The organism is Streptomyces nymphaeiformis (genome assembly GCF_014203895.1).
Lineage (GTDB): Bacteria > Actinomycetota > Actinomycetes > Streptomycetales > Streptomycetaceae > Streptomyces > Streptomyces nymphaeiformis.
This window is the reverse complement of record NZ_JACHJY010000008.1, coordinates 333,017-353,744: the sequence shown is the minus strand read 5'-3', so window position 1 is coordinate 353,744 and position 20,728 is coordinate 333,017. Positions and strand designations below refer to the sequence as shown.

Annotated in this window: 20 protein-coding genes and 1 riboswitch; of the genes, 4 read left to right on the top strand and 16 right to left on the bottom strand. The window is 72.4% G+C overall.

Annotated features, from left to right (window positions below):
- Positions 1-18: 18 nt before the first annotated feature.
- The 3 genes from GGE06_RS27715 to GGE06_RS27705 are packed head-to-tail and all read left to right on the top strand — an operon-like array spanning position 19 to position 3,038.
- A complete protein-coding gene (locus GGE06_RS27715; protein WP_116165218.1) occupies positions 19-840 on the top strand; it encodes an STM4013/SEN3800 family hydrolase in 822 nt (273 codons plus the stop codon).
- The gene (locus GGE06_RS27710; RefSeq protein WP_116157907.1) at positions 837-2,168 is read left to right on the top strand and encodes an STM4012 family radical SAM protein; all 1,332 of its coding nucleotides are present in this window, start codon (positions 837-839) and stop codon (positions 2,166-2,168) included. Before GGE06_RS27715 ends, GGE06_RS27710 begins: the two co-directional genes overlap by 4 nt.
- A 9-nt stretch (positions 2,169-2,177) precedes the next feature.
- Positions 2,178-3,038: an STM4011 family radical SAM protein gene (locus GGE06_RS27705; RefSeq protein ID WP_116157908.1), complete on the top strand. Its 861-nt coding sequence runs from the start codon at positions 2,178-2,180 to the stop codon at positions 3,036-3,038.
- On the opposite strand, the gene GGE06_RS27700 is transcribed toward GGE06_RS27705, so the two are convergent.
- Positions 3,025-3,819 (bottom strand): SGNH/GDSL hydrolase family protein, encoded by a 795-nt coding sequence (locus GGE06_RS27700; protein WP_116157909.1) that lies wholly within the window; start codon positions 3,817-3,819, stop codon positions 3,025-3,027. The genes GGE06_RS27705 and GGE06_RS27700 overlap by 14 nt on opposite strands.
- Positions 3,820-3,971: 152 nt before the next feature.
- A complete protein-coding gene (locus GGE06_RS27695; protein WP_184932066.1) occupies positions 3,972-4,895 on the bottom strand; it encodes a M23 family metallopeptidase in 924 nt (307 codons plus the stop codon).
- A 2-nt stretch (positions 4,896-4,897) separates the two neighbouring features.
- Positions 4,898-5,055: riboswitch (cyclic di-AMP (ydaO/yuaA leader) on the bottom strand.
- A gap of 394 nt (positions 5,056-5,449) precedes the next feature.
- Here GGE06_RS27695 and GGE06_RS27690 point away from each other — a divergent pair.
- Positions 5,450-6,271, top strand: a complete 822-nt coding sequence (locus GGE06_RS27690) for a tyrosine-protein phosphatase (protein WP_116157911.1) — start codon at positions 5,450-5,452, stop codon at positions 6,269-6,271.
- Between the two features lie 18 nt (positions 6,272-6,289).
- On the opposite strand, the gene GGE06_RS27685 is transcribed toward GGE06_RS27690, so the two are convergent.
- From GGE06_RS27685 to GGE06_RS27620, 14 genes are all read right to left on the bottom strand, one after another.
- Positions 6,290-6,448 carry a DUF6126 family protein gene (locus tag GGE06_RS27685; protein WP_181924445.1) on the bottom strand — a complete coding sequence of 53 codons (159 nt, stop codon included), beginning with the start codon at positions 6,446-6,448 and terminating at the stop codon, positions 6,290-6,292.
- An 18-nt stretch (positions 6,449-6,466) separates the two neighbouring features.
- On the bottom strand, positions 6,467-7,096 hold the full coding sequence (locus tag GGE06_RS27680) for a helix-turn-helix domain-containing protein (protein ID WP_184932065.1): 630 nt from the start codon (positions 7,094-7,096) through the stop codon (positions 6,467-6,469).
- Between the two features lie 66 nt (positions 7,097-7,162).
- Positions 7,163-8,548, bottom strand: a complete 1,386-nt coding sequence (locus tag GGE06_RS27675) for an aspartate aminotransferase family protein (RefSeq protein WP_116157913.1) — start codon at positions 8,546-8,548, stop codon at positions 7,163-7,165.
- Entirely contained in the window at positions 8,545-9,570 is a 1,026-nt protein-coding gene (gene hpnH / locus GGE06_RS27670; RefSeq protein WP_116157914.1) for an adenosyl-hopene transferase HpnH, read from the bottom strand. The genes GGE06_RS27675 and hpnH overlap by 4 nt, the downstream gene beginning before the upstream one ends.
- A gap of 7 nt (positions 9,571-9,577) precedes the next feature.
- The gene (locus tag GGE06_RS27665; protein ID WP_116157915.1) at positions 9,578-10,249 is read right to left on the bottom strand and encodes a phosphorylase family protein; all 672 of its coding nucleotides are present in this window, start codon (positions 10,247-10,249) and stop codon (positions 9,578-9,580) included.
- Positions 10,249-12,333, bottom strand: a complete 2,085-nt coding sequence (shc, locus tag GGE06_RS27660) for a squalene--hopene cyclase (RefSeq protein ID WP_184932064.1) — start codon at positions 12,331-12,333, stop codon at positions 10,249-10,251. The genes GGE06_RS27665 and shc overlap by 1 nt, the downstream gene beginning before the upstream one ends.
- Before the next feature lie 107 nt (positions 12,334-12,440).
- Positions 12,441-13,541: a polyprenyl synthetase family protein gene (locus GGE06_RS27655; RefSeq protein WP_181924446.1), complete on the bottom strand. Its 1,101-nt coding sequence runs from the start codon at positions 13,539-13,541 to the stop codon at positions 12,441-12,443.
- Entirely contained in the window at positions 13,538-14,908 is a 1,371-nt protein-coding gene (gene hpnE, locus GGE06_RS27650; protein ID WP_184932145.1) for a hydroxysqualene dehydroxylase HpnE, read from the bottom strand. Before hpnE ends, GGE06_RS27655 begins: the two co-directional genes overlap by 4 nt.
- 256 nt (positions 14,909-15,164) lie before the next feature.
- Positions 15,165-16,115: a presqualene diphosphate synthase HpnD gene (gene hpnD, locus GGE06_RS27645; RefSeq protein ID WP_116157918.1), complete on the bottom strand. Its 951-nt coding sequence runs from the start codon at positions 16,113-16,115 to the stop codon at positions 15,165-15,167.
- Entirely contained in the window at positions 16,112-17,023 is a 912-nt protein-coding gene (gene hpnC, locus GGE06_RS27640; RefSeq protein ID WP_116157919.1) for a squalene synthase HpnC, read from the bottom strand. The genes hpnD and hpnC overlap by 4 nt, the downstream gene beginning before the upstream one ends.
- Positions 17,024-17,326: 303 nt before the next feature.
- The gene (locus GGE06_RS27635) at positions 17,327-17,974 is read right to left on the bottom strand and encodes a TetR/AcrR family transcriptional regulator (protein WP_184932063.1); all 648 of its coding nucleotides are present in this window, start codon (positions 17,972-17,974) and stop codon (positions 17,327-17,329) included.
- A gap of 111 nt (positions 17,975-18,085) precedes the next feature.
- Positions 18,086-18,871: an ABC transporter ATP-binding protein gene (locus GGE06_RS27630; protein WP_116157921.1), complete on the bottom strand. Its 786-nt coding sequence runs from the start codon at positions 18,869-18,871 to the stop codon at positions 18,086-18,088.
- The gene (locus tag GGE06_RS27625; protein ID WP_116157922.1) at positions 18,864-19,796 is read right to left on the bottom strand and encodes an ABC transporter permease; all 933 of its coding nucleotides are present in this window, start codon (positions 19,794-19,796) and stop codon (positions 18,864-18,866) included. The genes GGE06_RS27630 and GGE06_RS27625 overlap by 8 nt, the downstream gene beginning before the upstream one ends.
- Before the next feature lie 49 nt (positions 19,797-19,845).
- Positions 19,846-20,691, bottom strand: coding sequence for a glycosyltransferase family 2 protein (locus GGE06_RS27620; protein ID WP_221518610.1), 846 nt, complete (start codon positions 20,689-20,691; stop codon positions 19,846-19,848).
- Between the last annotated feature and the right edge of the window lie 37 nt (positions 20,692-20,728).

Below are 20,728 nucleotides of genomic sequence, written 5' to 3'. Positions count from 1 at the left end.
GACGTGAACCAGCCCGACATGAACGCGATCGTCGGCAGCCACGATCTGCTGCTGGTCACCCTCGACACCCTCCGGTACGACGTGGCGGCCGAGCTCGCGGCCGAGGGCCGCATACCGAACCTGGCCCGTCATCTCCCCGGCGGCGCCTGGGAGCGGCGGCACGCGCCCGGGAGCTTCACGTACGCCTCCCACCAGGCGATCTTCGCCGGTTTCCTGCCGACCCCCGCGGCCCAGGGACCTCATCCCCGGCTGTTCGCGGCCCGTTTCGCGGGCAGCGAGTCGACGGCCGGCGGCACCTGGGTGCACGACACCCCGGACTTCGTGTCCGCGCTCGCGGGCGAGGGCTACCGGACGGTGTGCGTCGGCGGGGTGGGGTTCTTCAACAAACAGCCGCCCCTCGGCTCCGTGCTCCCCGGCCTGTTCCGGGAGAGCCACTGGGAGCCCTCCTTCGGCGTCGCCTCCCCGACCTCCTTCGAGTCCCAGGTGGCCCGCGCGGAAGAGGTCGTCGCCGGGCTGCCGCGCGAGGAGCGCCTCTTCCTCTTCGTCAACGTGTCCGCGCTGCACCAGCCCAACTGGTTCCACCTGCCGGGCGCGACCCGCGAGGCCGGCGACTCCCGGGAGACGCACGCGGCCGCCCTGGAGTACGTCGACCGGCACATCGGGCGGCTGTTCGCCGCGATGAGCAGCCGCCGCCCCTGCTTCGCGATCGTGTGCTCCGACCACGGCACGGCGTACGGGGAGGACGGTTTCACCGGGCACCGGCTCGGCCACGAGGTGGTGTGGACCGTGCCGTACGCGCAGTTCGTCCTGGCCGGGCCCGAGGGCGGGGTGGCGGCATGAGCGACACCCCCCGCCCGTACCGCAGCTACGTCTACGCCTACCCGCACAAGACGGCCTACCGAGCGCTCCCGGAGCGCCCTGGGCTCGCCGCCCTCTGGGCGGACGAGCCGAAGGACGCGCTCTCGCTGTACGCGCACATACCGTTCTGCGAGGTCCGCTGCGGCTTCTGCAACCTGTTCACCCGGATCGGCGCGCCGGACGAGCTGACCACCCGCTACCTCGACGCCCTCGACCGTCAGGCCGTCGCCGTCCGCGAGGCCCTCGGGGACGCGTCGCCGGTGCGGTTCGCCACGGCCGCGTTCGGCGGGGGCACGCCCACCTTCCTCACCGCCGCCGAGCTGGAGCGGCTCTGCGACATCGCGGAGAAGCGGATGGGTGCGGACCTGCGGGCGGTGCCGCTCTCCGTGGAGACCTCGCCGGCGACCGCGACCGCCGACCGGCTCGCGGTCCTCGCGGACCGGGGCGCGACGCGCCTCAGCATCGGCGTGCAGAGTTTCGTGGAGGCCGAGGCGCGGGCGGCGGTCCGGCCGCAGCGCCGCGCGGACGTCGAGGCGGCGCTCGGCCGGATCCGGGACGCGGGCGTGCCCGTGCTGAACATCGACCTGATCTACGGCATCGACGGGCAGACGGAGCGGTCCTGGCGGTTCTCGCTCGACGCGGCCCTCGCGTGGCGGCCTGAGGAGCTGTACCTCTATCCGCTGTACGTGCGCCCGCTCACCGGTCTCGGCCGGATCCAGGACCCGGCGGCCGCCGACCGGGAGTGGGACGAGCAGCGGCTGCGGCTGTACCGGTACGGCCGGGACCATCTCCTCGCGCACGGCTACGAGCAGGTGTCGATGCGGATGTTCCGCCGGGCGGACGCGGGCCCTGCCGGCCCGGACGACTACGCCTGCCAGACGGACGGCATGATCGGCCTGGGCTGCGGTGCCCGCTCGTACACCTCGGACCTGCACTACTCCTTCGACTACGCCGTCGACATGCGGGAGATCCGCTCGATCATCGACGCGTACACGGAGACCGAGGACTTCTCCCGCGCCGAGGTGGGCCGGGCGGTGGACGGGGACGAGGCGCGTCGCCGTCATCTCCTCCAGTCGCTGCTCCAGGCCGAGGGCATGCCGGTCGCCGGGTACGAGGAGCGGTTCGGGTCCTCGCCGTTCGCGGACTTCGGCCCGGAGCTCGCCCGGTTCGAGGAGTACGGCTGGATCGCGGACGCCCCGGCGGGGCTGCTGCGGCTGTCGCCCGAGGGGCTCGCCCACTCCGACGGGCTCGGCCCCGAGCTCTTCTCCCCCGCCGTGCGGGCCGCGATGGCCGCGTACGAGGCGAAGTAGGCGGCGGCCGTGGATCTCACCCTGCTCTACCGGGGCCCGCTGTCCTCCTGCGACTTCGACTGCCCGTACTGCCCCTTCGCCAAGCGCCGGGACAGCCGGGAGCAGCTGCGCGCGGACCGGGCGGCGCTCGAACGGTTCACCGGCTGGGCCTCCGGGCAGACCGGGGACCGGCTGCGGATCCTGTTCACCCCGTGGGGCGAGGGGCTCGTCCGCTCCTGGTACCGGCGGGCGCTGGTCGAGCTGTCCCGGCTGCCGCACGTGGAGCGGGTGGCGATCCAGACCAATCTGAGCTGCCGCACGGAGTGGCTGGCGGAGGCGGACCCCGACGTCGTGGCCCTCTGGTGCACGTACCACCCGGGGCAGACTCCGTACGAGCGGTTCCTCGCGAAAGCCCACGATCTGGCCGGTCGGGGGATCCGGTACAGCGTCGGGGTGGTCGGTCTGCCCGAGCACCGGGAGCACGCCGTCCGGCTGCGGGCCGAGCTGCCGCCGCACGTCTACCTCTGGGTGAACGCGGCGGAGGGGCACACGTACACCGACGCGGAGGCCGAGGGCTGGACGGAGCTCGATCCGCTCTTCCCGTACAGCCGGCATCCGCACCGGTCGGCGGGGCTGCCCTGCCGCACCGGAGAGTCGGTGGTCTCGGTGGACGGCGAGGGGACGGTGCGGCGCTGCCACTTCGTCAAGGCCGAGCTCGGGAACCTGTACGACGGCTCGTACCGCGCCGCGCTGCGTCCCCGCGCCTGCCCCCTCGCCGTCTGCGACTGCCACATCGGCTACGTCCATCTGGAGACGCTGCCGCTGTACGACGTGTTCGCCGGCGGGGTCCTGGAGCGGATCCCCGCCGTACCCCCGGCTACAGGGGCATGAGGTCGGGGCGCTTCGCCTCGACGTGGTCGCCGGAGCTCTCGCCGCGCAGCCGGCGCCCGATCCACGGCACCAGGTACTCCCTGGCCCAGTGGATGTCGTCCTTGCGGACCTCGAGGGTGCCGCGCGGCGGGACCGGCGGCCAGGCCTGGTCCGGGTCGGCGGGCACGGGCATGCCGAGGACCTGGGCGGCGCGCAGGGCGACGCGGGTGTGTCCCTCGGGCGAGAGGTGCAGCCGGTCGTCGTCCCAGGCGCGCCGGTCCTGGACGGACTTCAGCGACCACAGGTCGAGGACCGGGCAGCCGTAGCGGTCCGCGATGGCCCGGACGTGCCCGTTGTACGTGGCGATCTTGCCGCGCAGGTGCTTGAGCAGGGTCACGTCGCGGGTGTCGAAGCCGGTGGTCACCATGACGGTGCCGACGGCGGAGCTCAGGTCGGCGACGGCGCGCTCGAAGCGCTCGGCCACGTCGTCGGGGTCCGTCCCGGGGCGGATGATGTCGTTGCCGCCCGCGCAGAAGGTCACCAGGTCGGGGGCGAGTTCCTTCGCCCGCGGGACCTGTTCCGCCACGATCTGGTCGAGAAGGCGCCCCCGTACGGCGAGATTGGCGTACCGGAAGTCGTCGTGCTCCGGCAGCTGGTCGGCGAGCAGCACCGCGAAGCGGTCCGCCCAGCCGACGTACGTCCCGTCGGGCCCGGGGTCTCCGACGCCCTCGGTGAAGCTGTCACCGATCGCCGCGTACGACCCGAATGCGTTCTTGTCTGTTGATCTCGAATCGTCTGCCACGGGAGCACATCCTTCCTCCTCGGATGTGACCTACGCGACCGTAAGGAGGGGTTGACGCAGGGTGACATATGCCACCGATAAAGATTCCACCAAGCCGGAATACGCCGGATGCCCGGCACGGGTGTGCCGGGCATCCAGGGGGTGACGTGTCGTCAGATGCTCACGCCGTGCTGGCGCAGGGCCGCCAGCGGGTCGATGTCGGAGCCGTACTCCGGCCCGGTGCGCATCTCGAAGTGCAGGTGCGGGCCGGTGACGTTGCCGGTCGCGCCGGAGAGGCCGATCTCCTGGCCGCCGGTGACGGTCTGGCCGGCGGAGACGGAGATCGAGGAGAGGTGGGCGTACTGCGAGAAGGTGCCGTCGGCGTGCTGGATGACGACCTGGTTGCCGTACGCACCGCCGTCGCCGGCGGAGTAGACGGTGCCGGGGCCGACCGCGTGGACGGTGGTGCCGGTGGAGGCGATGAAGTCGACACCGGTGTGGTAGCCGGAGGACCACATGGAGCCGGCCTGGTGGTACGGGGTCGACATGGCGGCACCGGCGATCGGGGCGACCCAGCCGGAGGAGGAGGTCGTGCCGGTCGACGAGGACGGCGCGGTGGTCGCGGGGGCGGCCGGGGCCGAGGCGCGCTCGCTGCTGCGCGAGGCGCGCTGGGTGTCGCCGTTCTTGCCGGAGGTCTGCCCGTCGTGGTGCGCGGCCCCGGCGGTGCTCTTCGCGCCGAGGGTGAGCTTCATGCCGGGCAGGATCAGCGAGGGGTCCTCGCCGACGACCTGGCGGTTGTCCTTGTAGAGCTTCTGCCAGCCGCCCGCCAGGTGGTGCTCGGCGGCGATCTTCGACAGGTAGTCGCCGCGGACGACGGAGTACGTCTTCGGCGCGGCCTTCGCGGCGGCGGGCGCGGCCTCGACGGCGGCCTTCACCTGGGTGACGGCCTGCGCGGGAGCGGCGGCCGGGGTGGCGGCGTGGGCACCGGTGGCTCCGAGGAGCGGGAGGGCGACGACGGCGCCGCCGGTGCCGGCGGCGGCGAGGCCACGGGTCAGGCGGTTGGACTTGGTGCGGCGGTGCTTACCCTTCGCGGGCATGGCGAATTCCTCTCCGGCGCCTGCGAGGTGAGCTGTCGGGTTCGGACTGGAGATGTCCGGCCGCGTGCATACGCGACTTCACCCCGAGCCGTCCTTCTTCGAAGGGATCGGCGACTTACCTGGGTCCCCCGCTCCTGCCTTCTACCGGTGAGTGCGGATTCCGGTCGGTGGCAGGATTCGGCGGTCCGTCCGGAGTGAGCGCGACGCTAGACGAGTGGGGTCGGCGTGAACAAGCCGCGGTTTTCCCGCACTCCGGGATTTCTTGATTTCCGGGCGGAATTCCGGTCACCCTCCGTCGATGACGGTCCCTCGATCTCCTTTTCCCGGGGGGTGTTTGGAAAAGACGATCAGGCACGGTCCGTCACGGTTATGACGCTGCTCACGCGCGAATCCCCATCTCCCCTGCAACCAGGGCGGGTTACCCCTTAGCTCTCAATACGGACAGATCGCCCATTCCCATCCGAGGGGGTGCGCCTCCGGGCCCCCACCCGAGATGATTGCCCCAGGAACCGATCCACCGGACACAGGAACCGATCTACAGAACAGGAGCAGCCGTGACGCAGCAGCTGCCGCAGGTCCCGCCCGCCGAAGCCGACGAGCCCCAGCTGGCGGAGGTCCGCAACTTCCGGGACGTGGGCGGCCTGCCGACGACGGACGGGCGCGCCGTCCACCCCGGGCGCCTCTTCCGCAGCGGCCACCTCGCCCATGCGACGGAGGACGACGCCGCCTTCCTCTCCTCGCTCGGCCTGCACACCGTCTTCGACTTCCGCAACGAGTCGGACCGCAGGGTCGAGGGCGCGGACGTCGACCTGCCCGGCGTGCGGAACGTGAACATACCCCTCAACGACCCGGCCGACGGCAAGGAGTTCTGGCTCCTCGTGCGCGACGGCGAGATCGCGCAGCTGCGGGAGATCCTCGGCGACGGCAAGGCGGCCGCCCGGATGACCGATTCGTACCGGAAGATGGTGGTCGAGCGGACCTCGGAGCACAGCCGGATCCTGCACTCCATGGCGGAGGAGAGCGTCCCGGCCCTCATGCACTGCGCGGCCGGAAAGGACCGGGCCGGGCTCGCCATCGCGATCACCCTGCTCGCGGTCGGGGTCGAGCGCGGGGCGATCGAGGCCGACTACGTGAAGTCGAACGACCCGCACCGCCGCTACAAGGTGCGCCGCAGCTCCACCTCCCCGGACGCGATGTCGCCCGAGGTGATGGAGCTGCTGAGCCCGCTGTTCGACGCGCGGGTGGAGTACCTGCGGGCCGCCTTCGAGACGATCGAGGCGACCTGGGGCTCGGTGGACGCCTACCTCGCGGAGGGCCTGAAGCTCGCCCCGGAGACCCGCGAGCGCCTGCGGGAGCGCCTGCTCACGGAGGCGTGACACCTGCCCCCGTACGTACTACCGACCCTGCGCGCCGAGCGTGAAGAGCAGGTAGAGGAAGCCGGCGAAGAGGTGGCCCGCGATCAGATAGGCGAAGAGGCGGAGCACGAGCCCCTTGGGGAACTTGCCTTCACCGCGCTCCTCGCCGGTGACCGGTCGTACTGACTTCTCGGACATGTCGGTCCTTTCTGGACGTCAGCGCCGATGCGGGGTCCCGTCGCCGAGGCACAGCTCGGCGGCGGGGCTCTGCATCAGGGTGTGGACGAAGAGCAGCTCGGCCCCGCCGGACGTGGCGGCGCCGATGCGGTGCGGGGTCAGCGAGTCGAAGTGCGCACTGTCCCCGGGATCGAGGACGTGGACGGCGTCGCCGAGCGCGAGCCGGACCCGCCCCTCCAGGACGTGGATCCACTCCTCGCCGGGGTGGACCCGCACGATGTCGGCCCGGGTGGCATAGGGCACGTGCACCCGCAGGCACTGGAGGGCGCGGCCGGCGCCGCCCGCCTGGCGGTAGATCCAGCCGTCGGCCTCGACGGGCTCAGAGCGGTCGGCCCGGACGACGGGATCGCGCTCGGGGGGCGTTTCGCCCAGGAGCTCGGAGACCGTCGTACCGTAGATACGGGACAGGGCGAGGAGCATCGGCAGCGAGGGCTGCCGGTTCCCCGTCTCCAGGCGCGAGAGGTGGGCCGGGGAGAGACCGGCCCGCTGGGCGGCGGCCTCCAGGGTGAGCCCCCGGCGGCGGCGCAGGGACCGCAGCTGCGGGGCGACGTCCGGCAGGACGTCGGTGACGGCGGGGTCCGGGGAGGTGTCCCCGGGGACGTGGTCCATGCGTCCATTCCGCCAGGTTCGTGCCCCTGAGGCAAGTTTCTTGTCCCAGAGGCAAAAACCCTGGTCCTAACGCTGCGCGACCGCCTGCTTGACCAGTGTCTTCCCGAAGTCCCACATCAGTCCGCCGCCGCCGTGGGCGTCGTCCATGACCGCGGTGAAGGCGGTCACGAACCGGTCCACGTCCGCCTCGTCGATGATCAGCGGCGGGATCAGCTTGATCACCTCCAGGTGGTCGCCGGAGACCTGGGTGAGGATCCTGTGCCGCTGGAGCAGCGGGACGACGACCATCTGGGCGAAGAGGCCCTTGCGGGCCGCCTGGAGCATCGTCCAGCGCCCGCGCAGTCCGAGCGAGGACGGCCGCCCGAACTCGATCCCGATCATCAGGCCGCGCCCGCGGATCTCGTGCAGCAGCTCGTACCGCGGCACGAGCTCCTTCAGGCGGCCGGAGAGCAGGTCGCCGATCCGGCGGGCGTGCGCGACGGTGTCCTCGTCCTCCATGACCGAGAGGACGGCGAGCCCGGCGGCCATGGCCTGCGCGTTCGATCCGAAGCTCGCCGAGTGGACCAGGACCCGGTCCATCGACGAGTACACCTTCTTGAAGATCCAGTCCTTGCCGAGGGTGGCGCCGACCGGCACGTAGCCGCCGGAGAGCGCCTTGGCGACGCAGACCAGGTCCGGCTCGACGCCCTCCTCGTGCTGGTAGGCGTAGAAGTCGCCGGTCCTGCCGAGGCCCGTCTGGACCTCGTCCGCGACGAGCAGCGCGCCGTGCCGGTGCAGGAGGTCCTGGGCGGCCCGGAGGAAGCCCGGCGGTGCCTCGTGGACGCCCTTGCCCTGGATGGGCTCGACGACGAAGGCGGCCACGTCGCCGTGGTGCAGCTCCCGCTCCAGGGCGTCGAGGTCGCCGAGGGCGATCGCGGTGTCCGGCAGGAGCGGGTCGAAGCCCTCACGGAAGCCCTGCTCGCCGTTGACGGAGAGGGAGCCGGTGGTGAGCCCGTGGAAGGCGTGGTGGCAGTAGAGGATCCTTGTTCGCCCGGTGGCGTACCGGGCGAACTTGAGGGCGGTCTCGACGGCCTCGGTGCCGCTGTTGCCGAAGAAGACCCGGTCGAGGTGCGGGCTGTGGGCGAGCAGCCTCTCGGCGAGGAGGCCCGGCAGCGGCTGGCAGTCGAAGCGGGTGAGGTCGGCGAGCTGGGCGTCCAGGACGTCGTGGAGGGCCTTGCGGACGACGGGGTGGTGCCGTCCGAGGCCCATCACGCCGAAGCCGGCGAGCATGTCGAGGTGGTCGACGCCGTCGGCGTCCCAGAAGTGGGCGCCCTCGGCCCGCTCGTAGACCTTGTCGAAGCCGATGGTGTGCAGCATGCGGGGCAGCTGGTGGTTGAGGTACCTGGCGTGCAGCTCGTACCGCTCCGCGCCGCGCTCGGAAAGCAGCGCCCGCAGGTCGAACCCGCCGGTCATGACGTGGTGTTCCCGGAGACCGTCTCCCGGACCGCGCGCAGGGACTCCTTGAGGGAGCCCATGGTGGCGAGAACGGCGGTGGGCTCGTAGCCGCAGTGCGCCATGCAGTTGGCGCAGCGCGGGTCCTTGCCGCGGCCGTACTTGTCCCAGTCGGTGTCCTCGACGAGTTCGCGGTACGTGGGGACGTATCCGTCGCTCATCAGATAGCAGGGGCGCTGCCAGCCGAAGAGGGAGTAGTTGGGAATGGCCCAGGCGGTGCAGGGGAAGTCCGCCTTTCCTTCCAGGAAGTCCAGGAAGAGCGGCGAGTGGTTGAGCCGCCAGCGGCGCCTGTTCCCGCCGGCGAAGGCCTTCCTGAAGAGTTCGCGGGTCTGCTCGACGCCGAGGAAGTGCTCCTGGTCGGGGGCCTTCTCGTAGGCGTAGGCGGGCGAGATCATCATTTCGTCGACCTGGAGGTCGTCGTTGAGGAAATTGAGGACCTCGATGATGGTCTGCGGGGTGTCGGTGTTGAAGAAGGTCGAGTTGGTGGTGACCCGGAAGCCGCGCCGCTTGGCCTCCTTGATGGCCGCCACCGCCTCGTCGAACACGCCCTCCTTGGCGACGGACTCGTCGTGGCGCTCGCGCAGCCCGTCGATGTGCACGGCGAAGGCGAAGTACGGGGAGGGGGTGAACTTCTCCAGCTTCTTGCGCAGCAGCAGCGCGTTGGTGCAGAGGAAGACGTACTTCCGCCGGGCCACCAACTGACGGACGATCTCGTCGATCTGAGGGTGCATCAGGGGCTCGCCGCCCGCGATGGACACCATGGGCGCGCCGGACTCCAGGACCGCGCCGACCGCCTGGGCGACCGGCATGCGCTGCTTGAGGACACCCGCCGGGTGCTGGATCTTCCCGCAGCCCTCGCACTTGAGGTTGCAGGCGTAGAGCGGCTCCAGCTCGACGATCAGCGGGAACTTGTCCCGCTTGCGGAGCTTCTGTTCGAAGAGGTAGGTCCCGACCCGGATGGACTGACGGAGCGGCATGGCCATAACTCGTTCACCTCCTGGGGAGCAGCAAAGAACGGTGCCATTCGAAGAAAGCGGGAAGGACGGCACGAAGGACACGGAAGGCTGATATTCCCCCGCGTACCGTGCCGATCCGGACCAGTTCATGTTCAGGAGCGTCCACGACCACCCGGACGGCCGCAACCGGGCGGGCGTCCGGCCCGTCCCCGTGTGCTCCGGCGGCCCGGGCGGTACGGAGCGTGGCGGCGGACTCCATGTCGACGGCGATCGCGCCGCCCGCGCCGAGCGCGGCCCGCTCGGGGCCGCGCACCACGTGGTCGGAGCCGATCAGCGGCCCGGTGTGGACGGCGCGCCCCGGCACCGCCTTGACCAGGGCCTTCACCAGGAGCTCGGTCCCGGTGCACAAGGTCGTGCCGTCGGGGCCGCGGGTCTCGTCGGCGACGATCAGGTCCCCCGGGTGCATGCCGGGGACGAGGCCCGCGCAGAAGCCGGAGGCGATCACCGCGGCGTCCCGCCAGGGCTCCTCGCCGAGCGCCCGGGACACCGCCTTTCGGGCCCGGTCCGGCCCCATGCCGGTGCGGAGGACGGTCACCGGGCCCGGCGCGGCGCCCCGCTCCCCGCTGCGCAGGGCGAACTGCTCGATGCCGAGCGCGCAGGCGATCAGCAGGGGTGGGCCGGCGCCCGGGCCGGGCTCGCGGCCCATCAGTCCTCCTTGCGCGGCGAGGGCTCCCCGTGCACGTAGCGCCCGAGCGCCGTGAGCGGGAACACCTGCCGGTAGAGGTGGTAGTTGATGGAGAAGTCCCAGGGGAAGCCGGTGCCGGTGAAGTACGGCTCGTCCCAGGAGCCGTCCTCCCGCTGGGTCTCGGCCAGCCAGGCGACGCCCCGGCGGACGGGCTCGGAGTCGCGCTCGCCGGCGGCGAGGAGGGCGATCAGCGCCCAGGCGGTCTGGGAGGCGGTGGAGGGGCCGCGCCCGACCCATTCCTCCTCCTTGTACGAGCGGAGGTCCTCGCCCCAGCCGCCGTCGTCGTTCTGCGCGGAGCCGAGCCAGCCGACGGCGCGGCGGATCGCCGGGTGGGAGGCGGGCAGCCCGGCGGCGGCGAGCGCGGGGAGCACCGAGCCCGTGCCGTACACGTGGTTGACGCCCCAGCGGCCGAACCAGGCGCCGTTGGGCTCCTGTGCGGCGAGCAGCCACTCGATGCCGCGGCGGGCGCGCGGGTGCTCGGTCATGCCCTCGTAGGCGAGCATCTCCACCACGTGGGCGGTGACGTCGGCGGAGGGCGGGTCGATGACCTCGCCGAAGTCGCAGAACGGCAGCTTGTTGGGGAAGGCGCTGGTGTTGTCGGCGTCGAAGGCGCCCCAGCCGCCGTCCCGTGACTGCATGCCGAGCGTCCAGCGGGCGCCGCGGGCGACGGCCGCGTCCACCCGGGCCGGGTCGGGGTGCCGGACCCGGCGCAGGGCGAGCAGCACCTCGGCGGTGTCGTCGATGTCGGGGTAGGTGTCGTTGTGGAACTCGAACGCCCAGCCGCCCGGCGGGAGTTCGGGCCGCCGCACGGCCCAGTCCCCGGTGCGGGTGATCTCCTCGTCGAGCATCCAGTCCACGGCCTTGACGAGCGCCGGGTGGTCGGGGGCGAGGCCGGCGTCGGCGAGGGCGATGGTGGCGAGGCAGGTGTCCCAGACGGGCGACTGGCAGGCCTCGATCATCCGCGAGCCGTCCTCGCGCCAGACGGCGAACCGGTCGAGGGACTCCAGGCCGGCCCGCATGACGGGGTGCTTCAGGTCGTAGCCGAGGAGGTGGAGGGCGATGACGGAGTAGACGGCGGGGGGCTGGATGCCGCCCCAGCAGCCGTCGTTCTCCTGGCGCTCGACGATCCACCGGGCGGCGGCGTTCATGGCCGTCCGGCGCACCCCGCGCGGGGCGAAGCGGTGGTACACGTGCAGTGCCTTGTCGAGCCGCTGGAAGACGCCGTCCCAGCCGGTGGCCGGGGCGAGCGGCCGGGGCGGGTTCGGCCGCGCCGGGTCGGTGTGGAGCTCGTCCAGCGGGAAGGGCGCGGGGCGGACCGGGCGCTTCGCGGAGACGATGGTGAGCGGCACGATCGTCTGCCGGGCCCAGCAGCCGAAGTCGTAGATGTTGAGCGGGAACCACTTCGGCAGGAAGATCAGCTCCGGGGGCAGCTCGGGCAGGTCCTCCCAGCGCCACCAGCCGAAGAGGGCCAGCCAGATCCGGGTGAAGACCCGGGCGGAGGCGATCCCGCCGCGGGCGCGGACCCAGGCGGAGGCGCGGGCCATGTGCGGGGCCTCGGGCGGGTCTCCGGCGAGCCGCAGGGCCACATAGGCCTCGACGGTGGCGGAGAGCTCGCCGGGCCCGCCGTAGAAGGTGGCCCAGGCGCCGTCCTCGTGCTGCCCACGGCGGATGTGGAGCGCGGCGGCGCGGGTGGTGTCGGCGTCGAGGATGCCGAGGAACTGGCGGAGGAGGAGGTCCTCGGCGTCCATGGTGACGTTGGTCTCCAGGTCGCCCTTCCACCAGCCGGCGGGGTCCTGCCGGGCGAGCAGGTGCTCCACGCCCCGTTCGACGGCCCGCGCGGCGGTGCCGTCGAGACCGGGGGCGCCGGGCGCGGTGGTCCCGTCGGGGACCGGTCCGGCGCCCGCACCGGTGCCGTCCGGCCCGGACGCGCCGGGCGCACCCGTCCCGTCGGGTCCCGACGCCGTGGCGTCGGAGTCGTTCGCCTTGCTGGCCGCGGCTGCCCGGGGGCCCATGGCCCCGGTGCTTCCGTCGGTCGTCGCTGTCATGGCTTCCCCTTCGTGCAGTCGGTTCCTTCTGCTCCTGCGGGTCTGCCGTCGGCCGGCGCCGGGTGGCACCGGCCGGCGACCGCGAACTCATATCAGGGTGATGGTGATCATCTCTTCCGTACGACCACGAAATCGGCCAGTGCGGTGAGCTGCGCCCGCACACGGGCGGGCATGTCCACCTCGTTCAGGGCCTCGATCGCGACGGCGTGCTGGCGGCGGGCCTCCTGGGAGGTCCACTCGCGTCCTCCGGCCTCCTCGATGAGGGAGGCCCGGTAGGCGAAGTCGTCCTCCGTGAAGGAGGCGAACTCGCTGGACTTGGCGTCCTCGGCGAGGAGTCGCTGGAGCCGCTCGGAGGCCGGTCCGCCCGCGGCGAGGGCGGCGACGACCGGGAGGGACTTCTTGCGCTGGCGCAGGTCGCTCCAGGTCTGCTTGCCAGTGGCCTCCGGGTCGCCCCAGATGCCGAGCAGGTCGTCCACGGCCTGGAAGGCGAGGCCGAGGTGGTAGCCGTACTCCTCCAGCTTGTCGGCGGTGCGGTCGTCGGCGCCGCCGAGGACGGCGCCGATGGAGACGGCGCAGGCGAGCAGGGCGCCCGTCTTGTTGCCCTCCATCTCCAGGCACTCCTCGACGGTGACCCGCTCCCGGTGCTCGTAGGAGATGTCCTGGGCCTGCCCGTCGATGAGCTTGCGGCTGGCCGTGGTCAGCCGGCGGGTGGCGCGGCCGGCCTCGACGGTGCCGAGCTCCAGGAGGATCTCGTTGGCCAGCGCGAACAGGGCGTCGCCGACGAGGATCGCCTGTGCGGGCCCGTGCACCTTCCACACCGTGTCGCGGTGGCGGCGCTGCTCGTCGCCGTCCATCAGGTCGTCGTGGAGCAGCGAGAAGTTGTGCACGAGCTCCACGGCGACGGCGCCGGGGATCCCGACCTCGGGCCCGACGCCCGCGGCCTCGGCCGACAGCAGGGCGAGCGCCGGGCGGACGGCCTTGCCGCTGTCGGCGTCCGTCGGGTTGCCGTGGGCGTCGATCCAGCCGAAGTGGTAGGCGGCCACGGTGTCCATGGGCGGCGCGAGGCGGTCGACGGCCGCCCGCAGTACGGGGGTGGACAGGGTCCGCCCCCGCTCCAGCAGTGCGGACACGTCCGCGGTGTCGACGGCCGGATGTCCCGGCTGCACTGTCGGCACGGTCTCTCCTCTTGTTCCGGTACTCACACTCATACCGCCTCCTGTAGCGGATGGTCATGGCGGCGGCCGAGGGCGGAGAGCGCGGCGCCCGCGGCGCTGAATCCGCTGCGGACGGCACCCTCCATGGTCGCGGGCCAGCCGGTGGCGGTCCAGGCCCCGGCCAGGTACAGACCCGGGGCCCTGGTGCGGGCGCCGGGCCTGAGCCGGCCGACGCCCGGGGTGGGGGCGAACGTGGCCGTCCGCTCCCTGGTGACGAAGAAGTCGCGGACCCCGGCGCCGCGGGCGGCGGGCAGGAGCCGCTCCAGCTCGGGGAGGTACTTCTCGCGCAGGGCGGCGACGGGTTCGTCGATCTCGTCCTGGGCGGCGGACTGGGAGACGGCGAGGTACTGTCCCACCCGTCGCCCACCACCCTTGTCCGAGGGCCCTTCGGGCCCGCCCCTCAGTAGTCCGGAGGAGTCGGTGCGGTCGAAGACCCACTGCACCGGGGAGCCGAGCGCGGTGAAGAAGGGCCGCTTCAGCACCTTGCGGTCATAGACGACGTGCAGGTTGAGGATGGGGGCGGTGTCGATGTCGAGGAGCCGGTCGGGGTCGTCGAGGGCGCCCTCGGGCAGCAGGCCGTGGGTCTCGTGCTGCGGGACGGCGAGGACGACGGCGTCGGCGTCGATCCGCTCTCCCGGTACGTCGACGGCCCAACGCCCGTCTTCGGTACGGGAGATCCGCTCGGCCTTGGTGCGCAGCAGGGTGCGGACGCCGAGGGCGTCGAGCTCCTTCGCGGCCCGGGTGTCGTGGAGTTCGCCGAGCGGGACGTGGGCCCAGCCGATGTCGGCGGCGCCGGGCTCGGAGAGCAGCCCGGTCTTGAAGACCATCGCGGCGAGCCCCATGGAGGCCTGCGGGGCAGGGGCGTTGAGGGTGGGGATGCCGACGAGGTCCCAGAGGGCCTCGACGGTCCGCGGGGACTGCCCGTGCCGGCCGAGCCAGGTGGCGAAGTCGATGCCGTCGAGCGCCGGGTCGGCGGGGTCGAGCTTCTTCAGGGCGAGCGCGGCCCGTCCGACGGAGGCGCGCTCGGCGAGCGAGAGGTGCGGGTACGTGGCGAGGCTGCGCGCGAGGTGCAGCGGTACGGGGAGGCCGTCGCGGCGGATCCGGCCGAGCCGGGGGCCGCGGGGGTGCGCGACGTCGAGGACGGGGACGTCGAGGCGGTCCTGGAGGGGGGCGAGCCGGGCGCCGTCGACCCGGTCGAGGAACCAGCGGTAGGCGGTGCAGCAGCGCAGGTAGACGTGCTGGCCGTTGTCGACGGTCAGGTCGCCCCGCCGGAAGGAGAAGGCGAGCCCGCCGAGCCGGGGCCGGCCTTCGAGCAGGGTGACGCGCACGCCGCTCTCGGCGAGCTGGAGCGCGGTCGTGATCCCGGCGAGCCCGCCGCCGACGACGACGGCACGGGGCTGCCGCCCGCCGCCGGTCCCGGTGCTGGTGACCGACGCACCCGCACCCGTGCCGGAGACGGGCCCGGTCCCGGTGGCCGGTGTGCCCGGCGGGGTGTCCCGCTCGGTTCCTTCGTGGTTCACGCCGCCTCCGTTCGGGTCGTCGCGGTCGGGTTCGGGGGTGCCTCGGGCAGGGACGCCGGAGCGGCGTCCGGGGTTGCCCGCCGGGAGGACGGGCCCATCAGGCGCGCCTCCTGACGGTGCGCCGGGCGATGTGGCGGGTGTCGAGGCCGGAGAGCCCGCGCACCGCGACGTACGCCTTCTCGCGGCCCGGGAGCGAGACGCGGCCGCGCAGGACGGCCTCGGGGTCGCGCTCGATCCGGTCGAGGAGGCGCCGGTAGATGCCGGCCATCGCGGCGACGCAGGCGCCGCTGCGCCGGTCGAGCATGGGCAGGAGCCGGTAGCCCTCGGCGAACAGGGCGCGGGCGCGCCGCACTTCGAAGTGGACGAGCCCGGCGAAGTCGGCGCCGGGGGCGGGCGTCCCGCTGCGGAAGCCGTCTCCGCAGCCGAACTTGGCGAGGTCGTCGGCGGGCAGGTAGGTGCGCCCGTTCCCGGCGTCCTCGCGCACGTCCCTGAGGATGTTGGTGAGTTGGAGCGCGAGGCCCAGGGTGTCGGCGTACTCGGGCGCGCGGTCGGCGCCCTGGGCGCCGGGCTGGGTGCCGAAGACGCCGAGGGAGAGCCGGCCGATCGCGCCGGCGACGCAGCGGCAGTAGACCTTGAGGTCGTCCCAGGTCTCGTAGGTCGCGCCGCGCACGTCCATGAGGACGCCGTCGATGAGCTCGTCGAGGCCGTCGAGCGGGATCGGGAAGCGGCGGGCGGAGTCGGCGAGGGCGACGGCGACGGGGTCGGTGTCGTCCTCCTCGACGAGGCCCTTGCGGATGCGGTCGAGGACGTCGCGGGTGGCTTCGAGCCGGTGGCGCTTCTCCTCGGGCGCGAGCGTGCCGTCGCCGATGTCGTCGACGCGTCGCGAGAAGGCGTACAGCGCGGACATCGCCTGCCGCTTCTCGGCCGGGAGCAGCCGGATGCCGTAGGCGAAGTTGCGGGCCTGCTGTCCGGTGACCGCCTCGCAGTAGCTGTAGGCGGCCTGGACCGGTGCGGACGGCTGGTGCTGTGCCTCCACGGTCGTGCTCACCCCTCTCTCCGCGCCCGGAGCAGAACCGCTCCCGCCTGGCGCATCAGGCTCGGCTTGGTGGCCTTCGGTGGGCCGGACAGCACGTCGTACCGGGCGTCGGCGATCGCGTCGAGCGCCGCGAGTCCCCCGGCGGTGAAGCCGGCGAGGAGGACGCGGAACCGTCCGTGGACGCTGGCGACGAGGGGGGCGCCCGCGTGGAGGAGCTCGCGGGCCCGCTCGGCCTCGAAGGCGATCAGGGCCCGGACGGAGGCTCCGGCGGTGGGCGCGGCGAGGTCGCGCTCGGTGACGTGGAAGCGCTTGAGGTCCTCGGCGGGCAGGTAGATCCGGTCGCGGGCGAGGTCCTCGGCGACGTCCTGGAGGTGTTCGACGATCTGGAGGGCGGTGCAGATCTCGTCGGAGCGCCGGATCCGCTCGGGGGTGTCGGTGCCGCTGATCGCGAGGACGAGCCGGCCGACGGTGTTGGCGGAGAGCTCGCAGTACGCGAGGAGGTCGTCGTACGTCTCGTAGCGGCGGACCAGCTGGTCCTGCCGGTTGGCCGCGATCAGGCCGACGAAGGGCCCGGGGGTGAGCCCGCGGCGCCGGACGGTCGGCTGGAGGGCGCGCAGCAGCGGGTGCTGCGGGGTGGCGTCGAAGACCCGGTGGAGGTCGGCCTCCAGGGCGTCGAGGAGCGCGACCCGGTCGTCCTCGGCCTCGGGGCCGACGCCGAGGTGGCGGGCGTCGGCGCCGCCGGGGGCGAGGTCGCCGTCGCCGATGTCGTCGACGAGCCGGGCGAAGCCGTAGACGGCCATGAGGTCGTCGCGCCAGGCGCGGGGCAGGAAGAAGGGGGCCACGGGGAAGTTCTCGTCCGCGGCCTTGCCGAGTGTGGCGCGCGAGGCGGCGTCGGTGCGCGCCTGCCGGGTCTCCGTCACTGGGCGCTTCCTGACGGAGGGACGGCGACACCCTCGTGGAGCTGGAGATTCTGCGTCATGGCCGTCACGACTCCCGTTCTACACTGCCGATCCAATCCATCCTATTTCGGACACGCCGCCGACCCCTGCCCGTAGGGCCGCCACCTGCGGGGCCCGATGGCCGCGGGGTATCGCCCTACTTGCCGCGAAACAGACCGGTCCAGCTTACGTTGTACGACGACCTTCGCCATTCCGGGGTGGCGGGCGTCGCTCCACCCCCTCGTACGTGGCACCAACCCGCCGGTACCGCAAGGGAGTTCGGGCTCAGACGGTGGTCGTTCCGGAGACCACCATGGCGAGGGTCGCGTCGACGACGACGCTCCTGCCGTGCGCCGAGAGCCGGCGAAGGGGCCCGTCGGCCAGGAGGAGTGACAGTCCGTGCACGGCCGACCACGCGGCGGCACCGGTGGCGGGTCGGGCGCCGGGGCGTCCGGCGCCGAGCCGGGCGAGCGCTTCGAGCGCCTCCCTGAGCAGGGTGAACGCGCGGATCTCGGGCTCGGCGGTCGCGCGGCCGGGCTCGGGTTCGCCCGCGGCGGCGGGGTGGGCCGCGCAGAACGCGGCCCGGTAGAGGCCGGGCTGCTCCACGGCGAAGCCGACGTATCCGCGGCAGAGGGCGGCGACCCGGCGCTCGGCCGCGAGGACGGGGTCGTCGGCGCCGGGCTCGCGGGCGGCCGCCCGCTCCATGGAGGCGGCGAGCTCCCGCCGGGCGTGGTTCCGGACGGTGCGGAGGAGTTCGCCGCGCCCCTCGAAGTGCCGGTAGGCGGCGGTGGGCGAGACGCCGACCCGGCGGGCCGCCTCGCGCAGGACGACCCGCTCGGGGCCGCCGGCGGTGGCGAGGTCTACGGCCGCGCAGATCAGCGCGTTGCGCAGGTCGCCGTGGTGGTAGGTCTTTCCCGCCGAGGTCGCCGCCATGGGCTCATCCTGCCCGAAGTTAACCGCATGAACATTACGGGTGGGGGGCGCGACGCGCGGAAAACGGAAGAACCCCTACCGGATTTCCGGCAGGGGTTCTTGGAGGGGGCGTCAGCGCGCGGTCTCGCGCTCGTAGGCCTTGAGCACCTCGTCCGTGGGGCCGTCCATCAGGAGCTGCCCCTTCTCCAGCCAGAGCACCCGGTCGCAGGTGTCCCGGATGGACTTGTTGCTGTGGCTCACCAGGAAGACCGTGCCGGCCTCCTTGCGGAGCTCGCGGATGCGCTCCTCGGAGCGGATCTGGAACTTGCGGTCACCGGTCGCGAGCGCCTCGTCGATGAGGAGGACGTCGTGGTTCTTGGCCGCCGCGATGGCGAACCGGAGCCGGGCGCCCATGCCGGAGGAGTACGTCCGCATGGGAAGGCTGATGAAGTCGCCCTTCTCGTTGATCCCGGAGAAGTCGACGATGTCCTCGTAGCGGGAGCGCACCTCCTCGCGGCTCATGCCCATGGCGAGGCCGCCGAGGATCACGTTGCGCTCGCCGGTGAGGTCGTTCATGAGGGCGGCGTTGACGCCCAGGAGCGAGGGCTGCCCGTCGGTGTAGACCTTGCCGCTCTCGGTGGGGAGCAGACCGGCGATGGCGCGCAGCAGCGTGGACTTGCCGGAGCCGTTGGTGCCGATGAGGCCGATGGCCTCGCCCTTGTACGCGGTGAAGGTGACGCCGCGGACGGCGTGGACCTTGCGGACGCCCCGGGTGACCTCGGCCTTGCCGCGGCCGACGATCCGGCTGAGCGCCGCGGTGGCGCTGCCCTTGCCTCCGCCTCCGGTGTGGACCCGGTAGACGATGTGGACGTCGTCGCAGATGACGGTGGGGATGTTGCCCTGGTTCGTGTCAGCCACGGCCGTACACCTCCTCGGCCTTCCAGAAGTAGACGAAACCGCCGATGCCGAAGACCAGCGCCCAGCCGAGGGCGGTGATCCAGACGTGCGGCGGCAGGTTCCCCGCGCCGTAACCCTCGATGAGGGAGTAGCGGATGAGGTCCATGTAGACGGCCGCCGGGTTGTACATGAGGACCTTGGCGATCCACGCGGGCTTGTCGGCCAGCATCGCGGAGATCGAGAACATGACGCCCGAGGCGTACATCCAGGTGCGCATGATGAAGGGCATCAGCTGGGCGAGGTCGGGCGTCTTGGCGCCCATCCTGGCCACGATCATCGAGAGGCCCGTGTTGAACACGAACTGCAGGAGCAGCGCGGGGATCAGGAGCAGCCACCGGAGGGAGGGGTAGCTGCCGAAGAAGAGCGCGACCGCCACGAGCACGATCATCGAGTACAGCAGCTGCTGGAGCTGCTGGAGCGAGAAGGAGATCGGGAGGGTGGCGCGCGGGAAGTGCAGGGCCCGGACGAGGCCCAGGTTGCCCGAGATCGCCCGCACACCGGCCATGACCGAGTTCTGGGTGAAGGTGAACACGAAGATGCCCGTGACGAGGAACGGGATGTAGACGTTCTCGGACATCCCGCGTCCGGCGCCCAGGATGAGGCCGAAGATCAGGTAGTAGACCAGGGCGTTCAGCAGGGGGGTCGCCACCTGCCACACCTGGCCCAGCTTCGCCTGGCTGTACTGGGAGGCCAGCTTCGCGGAGGAGAAGGCCAGGATGAAGTGGCGACGGCTCCACAGATCGCGGACGTACTCGAACAGGCCGGGCCGGGCGCCGCTGACGGCGAGGCCGTGCTTCGCGGCGAGGGCGGCCGGGTCCAGGCCCTCGTGGACCGCGGGCGGAGGCGCGCTCGTCGCGACCGCCCCGCCCAGGTGTGTGTCACTCACAGTCGAAACTTTCGTGTTCAAGATGCGCGGCACGTGGAGTACCACGATGTCAGACGACCGGGGGGCGACCCAGCCGGGTCAGCCGCCACACCGTACGCCACCTCATGGGGCGGCGCGGTCCGCAGGGGGTCGTCCAGCCCGCGCGGAAGCCGCCGAGCCACGCCTTCAGCGCGGAGAGCGAGGGCCGCCGGGCCAGGGTGAGCAGGAGCCAGACGCCGAGATAGACCGGCACCAGGGGCGCGGGCAGATTGCGACGTGCCAGCCACACTCGGTTGCGGGCCACGTTGAAGTGGTACGAGGCGTGCCGGGAAGGGGCTGTCGTGGGGTGCAACAGCACCATGTCGGAACGGTAGTCGATCATCCAGCCGGCGTCGAGCGCGCGCCAGGCGAGGTCGGTCTCCTCGTGCGCGTAGAAGAACTCGTCCGGCAGGCCGCCGACTTCGGCGAAGACCTTGGTGCGGACGGCGTTGGCGCCGCCGAGGAAGGTGGTCACCCGCGAGGAGCGCATCGGGTCGGCCGAGCGCAGCCGCGGCACGTGCCGGCGCTGGGTGACCCCGGTCTCCGGATCGGCGATCCGGAAGCTGATGATGCCGAGGCGCGGATCGGCGGTGAAGGCCTGCCGGACAAGCTCGGCGGTGTCCGTGTGGGCGAGCAGCCCGTCGTCGTCGAGGAAGAGGAGGACGTCGACGTCGGTGCCGCCGGGGCCGAAGGCCTCGATGCCGACGTTCCGGCCGCCGGGGATGCCCAGGTTCTCGGGCAGCTCGACGGTGCGGACCCCGTCGGGCACCCCGGTGACCGGGGTGCCCTGACCGACGACGACGACCTCGACCGGGTCGCCCTCCTGCGCGGCGATCGAGTCGATGAGCGCGCGCAGGTCGTCGGGGCGGGTGCCCATCGTGATGACGACGGCACCCACCCTGAGCGGCGTGCTC